The organism is Marinobacter alkalisoli, assembly GCF_045449795.1.
Lineage (GTDB): Bacteria > Pseudomonadota > Gammaproteobacteria > Pseudomonadales > Oleiphilaceae > Marinobacter.
In genome coordinates, this window is the sequence record NZ_JBJJLB010000016.1 from 1 (window position 1) to 12,680 (window position 12,680).

16 protein-coding genes and 2 pseudogenes are annotated in these 12,680 nt (G+C 54.6%); 17 read left to right on the forward strand and 1 reads right to left on the reverse strand.

What is annotated here, in order from left to right; genetic code table 11:
- Positions 1–82: 82 nt before the first annotated feature.
- The 17 genes and pseudogenes from tnpA (at position 83) to ACJO3M_RS04680 (ending at position 11,463) form a co-directional block, all read left to right on the forward strand.
- Entirely contained in the window at positions 83–457 is a 375-nt protein-coding gene (tnpA, locus tag ACJO3M_RS04605; RefSeq protein WP_406999688.1) for an IS66-like element accessory protein TnpA, read from the forward strand.
- Positions 454–789 (forward strand): IS66 family insertion sequence element accessory protein TnpB, encoded by a 336-nt coding sequence (gene tnpB, locus ACJO3M_RS04610; RefSeq protein WP_406999690.1) that lies wholly within the window; start codon positions 454–456, stop codon positions 787–789. The genes tnpA and tnpB overlap by 4 nt, the downstream gene beginning before the upstream one ends.
- 75 nt (positions 790–864) lie before the next feature.
- Positions 865–2,409, forward strand: coding sequence for an IS66 family transposase (gene tnpC, locus ACJO3M_RS04615; RefSeq protein ID WP_406999692.1), 1,545 nt, complete (start codon positions 865–867; stop codon positions 2,407–2,409).
- Between the two features lie 81 nt (positions 2,410–2,490).
- A pseudogene (locus tag ACJO3M_RS04620) lies at positions 2,491–2,700 on the forward strand (BRCT domain-containing protein); the annotation flags it as partial.
- 98 nt (positions 2,701–2,798) lie between these two features.
- A complete protein-coding gene (locus tag ACJO3M_RS04625) occupies positions 2,799–3,719 on the forward strand; it encodes an alpha/beta fold hydrolase (protein ID WP_407000104.1) in 921 nt (306 codons plus the stop codon).
- A gap of 41 nt (positions 3,720–3,760) precedes the next feature.
- Positions 3,761–4,255: a GNAT family N-acetyltransferase gene (locus tag ACJO3M_RS04630; protein WP_407000106.1), complete on the forward strand. Its 495-nt coding sequence runs from the start codon at positions 3,761–3,763 to the stop codon at positions 4,253–4,255.
- 288 nt (positions 4,256–4,543) lie between these two features.
- Positions 4,544–5,047 carry a GNAT family N-acetyltransferase gene (locus ACJO3M_RS04635; RefSeq protein WP_407000108.1) on the forward strand — a complete coding sequence of 168 codons (504 nt, stop codon included), beginning with the start codon at positions 4,544–4,546 and terminating at the stop codon, positions 5,045–5,047.
- Between the two features lie 56 nt (positions 5,048–5,103).
- Positions 5,104–5,289, forward strand: a pseudogene (locus ACJO3M_RS04640) (thioredoxin domain-containing protein); the annotation flags it as partial.
- A gap of 60 nt (positions 5,290–5,349) precedes the next feature.
- Positions 5,350–5,808, forward strand: coding sequence for an Rv1443c family protein (locus ACJO3M_RS19255; RefSeq protein ID WP_504362676.1), 459 nt, complete (start codon positions 5,350–5,352; stop codon positions 5,806–5,808).
- Positions 5,809–5,906: 98 nt separating this feature from the next.
- Positions 5,907–6,584 carry a class I SAM-dependent methyltransferase gene (locus ACJO3M_RS04645; RefSeq protein ID WP_407000110.1) on the forward strand — a complete coding sequence of 226 codons (678 nt, stop codon included), beginning with the start codon at positions 5,907–5,909 and terminating at the stop codon, positions 6,582–6,584.
- A 97-nt stretch (positions 6,585–6,681) separates the two neighbouring features.
- Positions 6,682–7,227: a GrpB family protein gene (locus ACJO3M_RS04650; protein WP_407000112.1), complete on the forward strand. Its 546-nt coding sequence runs from the start codon at positions 6,682–6,684 to the stop codon at positions 7,225–7,227.
- Between the two features lie 226 nt (positions 7,228–7,453).
- Positions 7,454–8,167 (forward strand): glutathione S-transferase family protein, encoded by a 714-nt coding sequence (locus ACJO3M_RS04655; RefSeq protein WP_407000114.1) that lies wholly within the window; start codon positions 7,454–7,456, stop codon positions 8,165–8,167.
- A 111-nt stretch (positions 8,168–8,278) separates the two neighbouring features.
- Positions 8,279–8,689 carry a hypothetical protein gene (locus ACJO3M_RS04660; RefSeq protein WP_407000116.1) on the forward strand — a complete coding sequence of 137 codons (411 nt, stop codon included), beginning with the start codon at positions 8,279–8,281 and terminating at the stop codon, positions 8,687–8,689.
- A gap of 50 nt (positions 8,690–8,739) precedes the next feature.
- Positions 8,740–9,216 carry a GNAT family N-acetyltransferase gene (locus tag ACJO3M_RS04665; protein ID WP_407000118.1) on the forward strand — a complete coding sequence of 159 codons (477 nt, stop codon included), beginning with the start codon at positions 8,740–8,742 and terminating at the stop codon, positions 9,214–9,216.
- A 152-nt stretch (positions 9,217–9,368) separates the two neighbouring features.
- Complete coding sequence (locus ACJO3M_RS04670) at positions 9,369–10,688, forward strand: glycerophosphodiester phosphodiesterase family protein (protein WP_407000119.1); 1,320 nt, start codon at positions 9,369–9,371, stop codon at positions 10,686–10,688.
- 12 nt (positions 10,689–10,700) lie between these two features.
- The gene (locus tag ACJO3M_RS04675; protein WP_407000121.1) at positions 10,701–11,324 is read left to right on the forward strand and encodes a GNAT family N-acetyltransferase; all 624 of its coding nucleotides are present in this window, start codon (positions 10,701–10,703) and stop codon (positions 11,322–11,324) included.
- Positions 11,311–11,463, forward strand: a complete 153-nt coding sequence (locus tag ACJO3M_RS04680; RefSeq protein ID WP_407000123.1) for a hypothetical protein — start codon at positions 11,311–11,313, stop codon at positions 11,461–11,463. Before ACJO3M_RS04675 ends, ACJO3M_RS04680 begins: the two co-directional genes overlap by 14 nt.
- 24 nt (positions 11,464–11,487) lie before the next feature.
- Here ACJO3M_RS04680 and ACJO3M_RS04685 read toward each other — a convergent pair whose 3' ends face one another.
- On the reverse strand, positions 11,488–12,666 hold the full coding sequence (locus tag ACJO3M_RS04685) for a magnesium transporter (protein WP_407000125.1): 1,179 nt from the start codon (positions 12,664–12,666) through the stop codon (positions 11,488–11,490).
- Between the last annotated feature and the right edge of the window lie 14 nt (positions 12,667–12,680).

Below are 12,680 nucleotides of genomic sequence, written 5' to 3' on the forward strand. Positions count from 1 at the left end.
GTAAGCGTCCGGTGATCCCATCTTGAGCACGGCGCTGCCAACGTCAGGATAGTGTCCACTTATTTTCTAGTGGACACTTAACATGAACGAATTAAGCGTAACCAAGCCCTACCAACGCCGTCGCCGGTTTTCCCGCGAATTCAAAGCCGAGATTGTCGCCAAATGCCTGGAACCCGGGGCCTCCGTTTCCCGGATTTCACTGGATAACGGTCTCAACGCCAACATGGTCCGGCGCTGGATGAGTGAAGCGCAGCGAGCGGATAAAACACCAGCAACACCGGGATTTGTTCCGGTTAATCTGCCTGCTGCAACCTCTGCACCGGGCAACCAATCGGTCTCGGATAAGCGTAGCACCATCCGCATCGAGATTCCCCGCGCCGGTGGTGCGGTGGTGGTGGAGTGGCCTGCGGAGCAGGCCCACCAGTGTGCCGCCCTGTTGCGGGATCTGCTGGGATGATCCGCATTGACGAGATCTGGCTGGCCACTGAGCCGCTGGACATGCGAGCCGGGCCAGACAAAGCGCTGGCTCGGGTTATTCAGGTCTTCGGTTCTGCCAGGCCGCATTGCGCCTACCTGTTTGCCAACAAACGGGGCAACCGGATGAAGGTCTTGATCCACGATGGCCTGGGCATCTGGCTCTGTGCTCGCCGGCTGAATCGGGGCAAGTTCCACTGGGGCGAAGCCTGGCGCGGTGACCAACTGCGCCTGACTGAGGAACAGTTATCCGCTCTGGTTCAGGGCCTGCCCTGGCAACGCCTTGGCGCTGAAGGCGTGATCTCCATTCTGTAACCATAAGCTGAGTGATATCGCCATAGCCAGAACCGCGAATCGCTTGCGGCACATGGACTTGGCATACTGACGGGCATGACTCAGCGCCCCGATCTCGACCAACTCTCTGCCGATCAGCTCCGTGCTCTTGCCACGGAACTGTTCGATCGTGTCGAGAACAAGGAGCGGGCCCTGGTGCACCGTGATGCGGTCATCGAGAAGCTGACTCACGAAGTGGCCATCCTCAAGCGCCATAAGTATGCCCGGCGCAGCGAGCAACTGGACGCCGTCCAGGGACGACTGCTGGATGAACTGATCGACAGCGACCTGGCGGCTATCGAAGTCGAGCTGGAACAGGCGATGACCGAGGAGCAGAAAGCTGCCCGGCCAAAGCAAAAGCCCAAGCGCACCCCGCTGCCGCCGGAACTGCCCCGCACCCTGATCCACCACGAGCCCGAAAACACTCAGTGCCGCTGCGGCTGCCAGCTCAAGCGCATCGGCGAAGACGTCAGCGAAAAGCTGGACTACGTTCCGGGCGAGTTCACGGTGGAACGCCACATCCGGGGCAAGTGGGTCTGTGACAGTTGCGAGACCCTGGTCCAGGCACCGGTGCCACCGCAGGTGATCGACAAGGGCATTCCCACCGCTGGTCTGCTGGCTCAGGTCCTGGTGGCCAAGTACGCCGATCATCTACCGCTGTACCGTCAGGAACGCATCTTCGGTCGCGCCGGCCTCGAAATTCCGCGCTCCACCCTGGCCGAATGGGTCGGTGCCTGCGGTGTGCAGTTACAGCCCCTGGTGGATGCGCTGAGAAACACCCTGCTGGACCACAGCGTTCTGCATGCCGATGAAACCCCGGTCAGCATGCTGGCCCCGGGCAAGAAGAAAACCCACAAGGCCTACGTCTGGGCTTACTGCACCACACCGTTCTCGGACCTGAAAGCCACCGTTTATGACTTCGCGCCCAGCCGTGCAGGCGAACACGCCCGCACCTTCCTGGGTGACTGGCAGGGCAAGCTGGTCTGTGATGATTACGCTGGTTACAAGGCCGGGTTCGGCAACGGCATCATCGAGATCGGTTGCATGGCCCACGCCCGGCGCAAGTTCTACGATCTGCACGAAGCCAACAAGAGCGAGCTAGCCGCTAAGGCGCTGGAGTACATCGGAAGGCTCTACGAAATCGAGCGGGACACCAAAGACCTGCCACCGGACAAGCGGCAGGAAATCCGGGAAACAAAAGCCAAGCCGATTGCTGATGCGCTGCATCAGTGGATGCTGGCGCATCGCCAGAAAGTGCCGGATGGTTCCGGCACGGCCAAAGCGTTGGATTACAGCCTCAAACGCTGGGCAGCGCTGACGCGCTACCTGGACGATGGTGCTGTGCCCATCGACAACAACTGGGTGGAAAACCAGATCCGGCCCTGGGCGCTGGGCCGCTCCAACTGGTTGTTCGCGGGATCACTGCGCAGTGGTCAGCGTGCGGCTGCCATCATGACTCTGATCCAGTCGGCGAAGCTGAACGGACATGATCCGTATGCCTATCTGAAGGATGTGCTGACCCGTCTCCCGATGCAGAAGAACAACGCCATCGATGAGCTATTGCCTCACAACTGGAAGCCGGCTATTACTGACAAGGTGTGATGGCCGGACGCTTACCCTTCGACTACATTCTAAGAGCGCGTATGCTGCAAGCGTTGAGGCTGTAGAAAAAGTCCCTTCGGTACAAGTAAAAAAGAAGAGCTCACCAGTCTTGCGCATTATGATCGTTTCAAGGTTGTCGCTTCGATGACCCAGAAGCTTGACTATCTGGTGGGTAGTGAAAACGCGGGTCCAAAAAAAATCGAGAAAGCTGAATCTCAGGGAGTGCAGTTTCTTAGTGCGGAGCAATTTATAAATCTTGTTGAGACCGGCGAGGTTCCAAGTGCAAGATAACTAAGCGTGTCACTCGGATGCCCTTTTCTCCGCTCTAGCAAGGTCTCCGGTGGGCTTGGCGTTCAGCAGTTTTGGGTAGCAATATGGAAGGGGTTTGAATGCCAGAAAAATTTGTAAATGTGGACGGCAGATCACTCTGGAGTGAGTCAGTCGGTTCTGGTCGAGCCGATACAATTCTTCTCGTCGCTGGCGCTAATGCATCGGCCCTCATGTGGCCGGATAATTTCGTTGAGCTGCTCGTGTCCAAGGGATATCGAGTGATTCGGTATGATCATCGTGATACGGGGCGCTCTACCTTCATTGAGTTTGATGATGCCCCCTATACCGTGGAGGACCTGGCGTCAGATGCAGTTTCGATTCTCGACGCGTGGGAAGTAGACAAAGCGCATACTGTAGGCTTATCGATAGGAGCGACATTAGGTCAACTGCTTGCGTTGGATCATCCGGATCGGCTCCACAGCTTGACCCTTATGTGTGGAGCAGCACTTGATGTGGACTTCGTAGGAAATATCGGACGGGCCTTTTCAGGAGAGAGCTCACCGGATGGTTTACCCCTTCCCAAAAAAGAAGTGCTTGAAGCGCTTTCTGCACGAGCAAAGCCCTCAGAGAGCATGGAAGAAGAACTTGATCGTCGCGTGAAAGAGTGGGGCCTCCTCTCGGGAGAAAAGCTTGAGTTTGATGCGTCGGATTTTCGACTGCGTGAGCAACGATGTATAGATCATGCTGGAACTTGGACACAGCCTGGAAATCACGCAATGACAACGCCAGTACCTCTTTCCAGGGGGAGGGAGTTGAGGAAGGTGAGCGTTCCGGCCTTGGTGATTCAGGGTTCTGAGGATCCTCTCAATCCGCCACCCCATGGCAAGCACATTGCGAATTTGTTGCCTAATGGTCGACTGGTAGAAATTGACGGGCTTGGGCATTGTCTGCCAAAGGCCTTGCTGCCTCGGATAGCAGATGAAATTGCCCATCATGCTGAACACAGCCACGTAGCCGACGCTCATACTTCGCGCGGCTGATGGCTGGCATTAAGCACTGACCGAAAAACAGGGAGTAGTTGATGGTAATCAGGGATGTGCGTTTTCCCTCCGATAGCGGGGAACTCCGACGGTTAATTTATGAGTACACGGATTGGCTCGGCATTGATCTTTCCTACCAGGATTTCGAGGGAGAGATGGCCAGCCTGGAAACACTCTTTTCTTTGCCAAGCGGACAATACACGTTTGCAATGGTGGGCTCTGCCGTTGCTGGTGGTGTTGGCTTCAGGAGAATCGATGAACATACAGCGGAGGTAAAGCGCTTGTACGTCCGTCCGGACCAGCAAGGGAGCGGTATCGGGTGGTTGCTTATGGAAAACCTCGTGCTAAAACTCAAAGAGTTAGGTTACGACCGACTTGTTCTGGATGCAGTACCTCCCACGAGAAAAGCGCAAGCCTTGTACGAGAAAATGGGATTTACTGAAATTGAGCCTTATTTTCATAATCCGGTACCTGGCACCAAATTCTACGCGTTTGATGTTGCCGGAGTTTCGAGGCGCTGGCCTGGAATGGCTTAAGGAAGTCGAGGGGTCGTTGTCAGAGGCTATCGAGGCAGCAAGGATCGGCGAAATCCCATGGCAAAACCTCTATATGATCGCGCCTCTGATCTATTCCAAAAGAAACAATATGAACAAAGCAAACTCAGGGCCTGCTAAAGCAGCGTTGGGAAGTCAACGGCATCGTCTCTGACTCGGCGATGTATGGACGACTGGTAAGTGACCATCCAGCACAGCATAACCAGGCCGTGCACGCGACAAGTGCGTGATTGCGGCGTTATACCAAATTTGGCGGGGATGTGTGTCACCATGAAGATCAGAAGATTATCGCAGCCTGACCTCCCGGAGGTGTTGCGCATACAGCGGGAGTGCTACAGCCAGGATTTCCTGGAGTCAGCAGATTCGTTTTCCGCAAAGCTCTCTGCTTACCCGGATTTCTGTTATAAGGCAGTTCAGAGCGAAAGTGTCGTGGGTTATGTCGTTGCTCTGCCGTGGGTATTCGGAGAAATATTGGATCTGGATCGCGTCGAGTATTCTATTCCGTCAGATCCGGACAGCCTGTGCATCCACGATATGGCGGTGAGCCCTAATGCCCGTAAGGCTGGTACAGCAAAACAATTGTTGGATGCGGTGCTAGATACCGCAAAACAGCGGGGATATGAACGGTTGTTCCTTGTCGCTATCCAGGGGGCATCATCGTACTGGAAACGTAATGGCTTTGAGGTTGTGGACGTGGATGAGCCGCTAAAGCGAGACCTTTCCGCGTATGGGGAAGACGCGACATATATGACAAGAGCCGTTGAAGAGGTATAACCATCCCATCCACCGGATGCCAAAACCTCCGCTTTGCTCCGGTTTTGCCACCGGTGATGGGCGGCGTTTTACATAGCAAAGGAGAGTGCGTGAAGATTTACGGTGATACCAAATCAGGCAACTGCTACAAGGTTCAGCTCGTTTGCAACCTGCTGAATATTGACCACGAATGGATTGATGTCGATATCCTGGCTGGCGACACTGAATCTGACGAGTTTTTGAAAAAGAATTCCAATGGCAAAGCCGGATTTCAAAGGTATGGTGTGATTGCCATGTAACCATCACAGTCACGGAGGGCAGTGGTGAAGTTTCAAGTATCGAGCAATCTTGAAGTCAGTCCGAAGGAGGTCGGCGGACTTCTTACCATGAAGGGGGTCAATTCGGAGCTGAGTCCTCTCATCCGCATGACCGCACCTCCCAAATGGTCTAACCAGGCAATCATTGAGTGGCCTACAGGCAGGATACTTTTTTCCAGCTGGATACTACTTTTCGGATTCATTCCCATCGATCGGCATACGTTCTTTTTCCAGAGCATTGATCGCCAACGTGGTTTTGTGGAGGAGTCCAGTTCTCTAACCAACAAGTTGTGGCATCATTGTCGGGACATTGATTTGAACGGGTCATCCTGCCGGGTTACCGATACCGTCGAGTTCCAGTGTAGGTTGCCCCTAATGGCATTTATTCTGGCACCGGTTTACCGGTTCGTCTTCAGGCACCGTCATAAAGTATTGAGGTCGCACTATGGGGGGAGCGACAGTTAACCATGCCAGTCACGGCGACGGTTACTGCATTGCGGCTTCGCGTACATTCCGTAACCGCACGGGCTGAGCGGCGTTATACAGACTAGGGAGAGTCAGAATTGGAGTTAGCAAACGTAGTCCCATGGGGTCGGTCTTTTGAAGAATACCAGGCAATGTTCGGATTATCAGAAGATGATCTGAAAAAGCGGATTCTTGGCTGTGGTGACGGCCCAGCGAGCTTCAACGCGGAGGCAACGAAACGGGGGAGCCAAATCACGTCTTGTGATCCGGTGTATCAGTTCGAGACGAAGGAGATACGTCGCCGGATTGATGAAGTGTATCCGGACATCATGGCTAAGATGAAACAGGGGGCAGACGGCTATATCTGGGACTCACTGGGCAGCGTTGGAGAGCTTGGCAACGTTCGGATGAAAGCCATGTCGAAGTTTCTTTCTGACTTTGATACCGGTTGTCGCCAAGGGCGGTATGTATCAGCATCATTGCCTTCGTTGCCATTCCCTGACTCCGATTTCGATCTGGCTCTCTGCTCCCACTACCTTTTTCTCTACAGTGCCCACGTAGATGAGGTGGCTCACCTGGCATCAATGCGGGAACTGTGCAGAGTTGCCTCCGAGGTTCGCGTCTTTCCGGTTATCTCTCTGGATGGAGAGGCCTCGAAGCATTTGGATTCGGTCATGACGGCACTATCCGCAGACGGTATTGATGTTTCGCTGCAGGCTGTGAGCTACCGTTTCCAAAAAGGCGCCACTGAGATGTTGGTGGCAAAGTCTGTATAACCGGGCCAGTCACGAAGACGTTTACTACAACGCGGCTTCGCCTACATTCCGTAGCCGCGCGTGCTGAGCGGCGTCATATTGCTATAGATGGTGGGTCATGGACGAAGAAGAATCCCTAAATAGAGCAATTCAGGAGCCGGTGACAATCTTCCCGTATGACGAGAACTGGCCAACCATATTTGAAGAAGAGCGAGACCGCCTCCTTCGTTTGTTTCCTGATTACTTTTTGGCGATAGAGCACATTGGCAGCACAGCAGTACCTGGCCTTTCAGCCAAGCCGATCATTGATATTCTGGCTGGAGTGGATTCGATATCGCGTGCCGATGAATTAATGGAACCGTTATGCCATGCAAAATATACAACATCAATGGAGTTCAATGCCTCGTTAGTTGATCGGCGTTGGCTTATGCGATGGGCCGAAGGGCGCCGGACACATCACCTGCACCTTGTGGTGTACGGTAGTCACGAATGGGATCGGCGCTTGGCGTTTCGGAACTTACTTCGTGCCCACACTGAACTAGCAGAACAGTATGAGCAGAAAAAGCGGCTGTGGGCAGAAGAATTCAGGTCAGATAGAGAGGCATATACCGCGGCTAAGGCAGATTTCATACGGGAGGCACTGAAAGGTGCATCAGTACTATGAGGAAGGACCTGCGAATGCATGGCAATAACAGGTACCGGTAAGGATCTAAGGATTCATCCGCAACGCCGGGCTTTCTCAGCGCTCAGTGTTGGGCTGAAAACCGAGTTACTGTGCCAGTTCGCGTCCTGGGAACTGACAAACACTCGTCTTGTTGGTTCTCAAAACTGGCGATAGTTCATAGGCTTGGGTGCACTTTATTTGGGAAAATCAGACTCGGGGAGATGCCGTGATCGAGATACATCAATTCGCGCCGGGGTGGGGTTTGAATGCAAGCCCGTTCTGTCTCAAGGTGGAGACTTACTGTCGTTTGGCAGGGATTCCCTATCAGACCAAGAGCACTCTTCCTTTCAAAGGGCCAAGAGGCAAGCTCCCATTCATCATTGACCAGTCACAGAAAGTTCCCGACAGTGGCAACATCCTGGCGTACCTGAAGATGACATACGGTGACCCGCTAGACGGACAGCTTTCCGCGGCTGAATTAGCCTCCGGCCATTTGCTGCGTCGTACGTGTGAGGAGAGTCTTTACTTCACTATCGTCTTGTCACGGTGGATAGACGACAAGTACTGGCCCAACACCAGGGATGCGTTTTTTGGCATGGTGCCATCCGCGGCTCGCCACTTGGTGGCGGGTGCGGCGCGAAGAGGTATCAGAAAAAGCCTCATCGGGCAGGGTTATGGTCGTTATCCATTGGCTGAGGTCTACGCCACCGGCATTGCGGATCTTACTGCGATGGCCTGGCAGCTAAGTCAGCACAAGTATGCGGTAGGTGACCAAGTGACCTCGTTTGATGCGATTCTTTATGCGTTCCTTTTCAATATCGCACGGGTACCGCTAGAGACGCCGCTCAAGCATGCTGCATTGGAGGACGCCTCGATTCCTGCGTACTTGGAACGTATGGATGACGTGCTCAAGATGAAAGATGGTCCCAATAGCGTGTAATCGGTCGCGGGGTACTATCTGATTTGGTGAAACCCGTTTCGCCGGGCAGGGTTTCATAACAGCGACATGAGACTTTTGGCCCCGGTAAGTTCAATGTGAATTGGGAAAGACATGGAACCCGTCATCCAGGAAGAAGTAACCGGTTGCGGCATCGCTGCAAGTGCCGCAATTGCCGGCGTCACCTATGCTGAGGCCAAAAAGAGAGCGAATGCTCTGGGTATTTATGCCGCAGACAAAGCGCTTTGGTCGGACACTGAGTACGTCCGGAAACTCCTGCGTGAGTTCGGCATTTCGGTTTCCCCCAAAGAAACACCATTCGAGTCCTGGGAGCGCCTTCCGGACAAGGCACTCATGGCCATCAAGTGGCACACGGAGCAGGGCAAGCCATTCTGGCATTGGGTAGTGTTTGTCAGAGAAGGCGGCAAAGAAATGGTGCTGGATTCCAAAAAAACACTGAAATCAAATACTCGCCGGGACTTAGGGCGCATTAAGCCCAAGTGGTACATTGGGGTAACCAATTAATAATTCGCGCCAGTGCGCGGCCGGTCTTTCAAAGTTGCATTGGAGTATTGATGAATTTAGATGGATTAGTTGTGAGGGAAGCACGGGGTGAAGACCATGATGGTCTCATGGCTCTGGAGCAAAAAGTGATTGACGCTGAGCGTCCATTTAACGCGTCTCTGAAAGAACAGGATGCTTACTATTACGATATCGAAAAACTGATGGCTGATCAGTTCAGTAGGTTGGTAGTGGGAGAGATTTCTGGAGTCGTTATCGCCACTGGATACGTTCAGGTCCGCCACTCAAAGCCTGCCTTGGAGCATGATAGTCACGGATACCTCGGTTTCATGTACGTGGCTGAGGAATATCGAGGGCTTGGGCTGAACAAAGTGATTTTGCAGGATCTGGTTCGTTGGGGCCAATCTCAAGGAGTCACCAACTTCTATCTCGACGTGTATGCGGAGAATGGTTCCGCTGTTCGGGCATATGAAAAGTTTGGTTTTCAGGGATCCCTGCTGGAAATGAAACTGGATATTCAGAAAACATGACCAGGGCAGGTCACGGTTGCAATATTGATGGCTTTTACAGTGGACATGTATCTGTACAACCAGGCCGGGCCAGTCACCAAATCGTCACTACAACGTAACCCACCCCGCTGATAGTAGTCGTGGAGTGTCATTCATCACATAGGGAGCTTGTTATGAAGTTACGCATGTTACTGGTTGTGGCATTACTGATGTCACTGTTCTCCGTCGTTAATGCTGCGCCGGGTGGGCATGGCAAAGGCGAGAACTGGGTGCCCCCGGGCCTGGAAAACTGGCACGATAAATGGCCGGATCTGAATGGTAAAATCCACCGAGGCAAGCGCCAGGTTCATCTCGGACCCAGGCCTTTCTGGCTGGTGAATGACATGGACGATGGGCCACTAAAAGACACCCTGCAGTCCTGCCATGGCAAAAACTTCAGGCCTACGGATTTCTCGATCGGTCACCGGGGTGCGCCCTTGCAGTTCCCCGAGCACACCATGGAGTCCTACGTTGCAGCTGCTCAAATGGGCGCGGGTATCCTGGAATGCGACGTTGCCTTCACCAAGGACAGGGAACTGGTCTGCCGCCATGCCCAAAACGACCTTCACACCACCACCAATATCGTGGCCATTCCCGAACTGAACGCAAAATGCACCCAGCCGTTTGTGCCGGCGGATCCGGAAAGCGGCACCGAGGCGCAGGCAGAATGCCGTACCAGCGATATCACTCTGGAAGAATTCAAGTCCCTGGAAGGCAAGATGGACGCATTCAACCCAATGGCAACCACCCCTGAGGAGTACCTGGAAGGGACGGCCGACTGGCGTACCGAGTTGTACAGCAGCCGCGGTACTCTGCTGACACACCAGGAAAGCATTGAGTTGTTCAAGGCGTTGGGTGTGAAGTTCACACCGGAACTGAAAACACCTGTGGTGGATATGCCGTTTGAAGGGGATTATAGCCAACAAGACTATGCCCGCCAGATGATTCAGGACTACATTGATGCGGGCGTAAGTCCGGCGGATGTATGGCCGCAGTCGTTCCTGCTGGACGACGTGCTGTTTTGGGTCAATGAGACGCCCCGGTTTGGAAAACAGGCGGTGTTCCTGGACCAGGCCCCGCTGACGCCGGAAAACTCGTCCCTGGCCTGGATGGAGGATCTCTCCGCACAAGGGGTTAATATTCTGGCACCGGCATTATGGAAGATGCTGACCCTGGATGCCCACCAGGAAATCATTCCGTCGGAGTACGCTGAAAACGCCAGGACTGCGGGGCTGGACCTGATTGCCTGGACGGTTGAACGCAGCGGACCGCTGGCTGACGGAGGTGGCTGGTACCACCAGACCATCACCGACGCCATCAATAATGATGGTGATGTTTTCACTGTGATAGATGTGCTGGCCCGCGATGTCGGGGTAATTGGTATCTTCTCTGACTGGCCTGCGACCACCACCTTCTATGCCAATTGCATGGGGATTGCTGGTCGGGGTCACTAGGCAAACCGGGGCATGAGCCGAGCGTTAAACGAACTGAGGGGCAGGGTAGTGGAGTTAACGACAAGGAGGTTCCTGCTCCGTGATTTCAATGACACGGATTCCGATGCATTTGAGGCGTATCATAGAGACCCTCGCTCTCATGAGTTCTATGGAACGGAACACACGACGACGGAGCATGCTCGTAAACTTCTTGAACTTTTTCGAGCATGGGCTGCGGAACAGCCAAGGGTAAATTTTCAGCTTGCTATCATTCGGCGCGGGGATCCCCAAATACTCGTCGGCTGTTGTGGCTTGCGGAGCGGCGGTGAGGAGAAAGGTACTGCAGAGCTGGGAATTGAACTGGCACCAGAGTATTGGGGGCGGTATGCGTACGCTACGGAAGTCATGCATGCTTTGGTTGAGTTTGGGTTTGGTACGCTCAATCTTCATACCATATACGGCGGCACTGTCAGTGCTAATTCGCGCATAGCACGCCTTGTAAATGCACTGGGTGCTACGGCAATCATACGGCCGAGCCCTGAGTGGATGCGAAGCAAAGGCTGGAGCCATGTCGAATGGAGAATCACCCGTGACCAATGGGCGAATTTTCGTTTAACAAGCGCAGGCACAAGGGGGGAGGGGCATGAAAGAGAGTGATTGGAAAAAGTTCAAAGTCATCAAGGAAAAAGCCATAGAGCAGTTCTGCACTCAGGCCCTGGATGAGTTTGAAGAAGTCATGGAATTATCGGACGAATTTCGGGATCAAACGGACCCCAAGCGGTTCGGTTGGGAGTAAATACAAGCCAGCACAAAATAAAGCCTACAGCACCAGCGAGGTGGCCAGGAACAGCATCAGACCCATGCCGATGATGTCGGTAAAGGTGGTCAGGAAGATACTGCTGGCGGTGGCCGGGTCGGCGCCGAAGCGTTTGAGCAGCAACGGTACCGCAACGCCGAAGATGCCGCTGCCGATACAGGCGCCGATCATGGCAATGAAAATGACGAGGCCGAGCATGGCCGGGTTGGCAGAGCCGGTGGACAGGGCATAGGCGAACATGGCGATGCCGGCGATCACGCCCACGGCGGCGCCATTGAGCGCGCCCAGCAGAATCTCTTTGCGCAACAATCGGCTGATCGGATAGTCCTGTATCTTCCCGAGGGTGATGCCGCGCAGGGTGATCGCCAGCGCCTGACAGCCGGTGTTGCCGCTCTGGCCGGCGAGCACTGGCAGGAAGGCGGCCAGGGCGACGATCTGTGCGATGGTGCTTTCGAACATGCCCACCACGAAGGCGGCAGCGAAAGCGGTGATCAGGTTCACCTGTAGCCAGGGGTGTCGCATGCGGAAGGCCGTCAGCACCGGTGTATTGATCTGCTCTTCCTTTGCTACACCATACTGTGAGCCGGCTTGGGCGGTGAGTTCCGAGGCGATGCGTTCATACAGCTTCCAGCCACGCACCTCGCCCACCACGTGCTGCTGCTCGTCCACCACCGGGTACATGCGGTAGTGCCGGTACTGCACTTCGCCGATTGCTTCTTCGATTGGTGTGTCCTGGTGAAAGGCGAAAGGCTCGCGCACCATGATGCTGGCCAGGACTTCAGAGGGCTTGGCGAGAATCAGGTCGCGCATGCCCACCACCCCCACCAGGCGATGCTCCTCGGTCACGAAAATGTAACTGATCTCGGAGACGTCGGCGCTTTTTACCATGAAGGTCAGCGCTTCGGCGACGGTATAGCTGGCCGGAAGCATCGCCGCTGCCGGGGTCATCAGCTCACCGATGGTTTCTTCCATGCCGGTCAGCACCGCGCGGGTGGCCGACTCGTCCGGGGCGGCTACTTCGGCGAGGTGGGAGGCTACGGTGAGGGCCTGTTCAGCGGGCAACCGAGAGAGAATGAACTGGATATCGTCCGCCGGCAGCCGGGCCAGTTCCTCGGCCGCATCCAGGGGTGTCAGTTCGCGGATATGCTCGACCCGTTCGATCAATCCCATATTATGTGACATATCTCGGTCCGCCA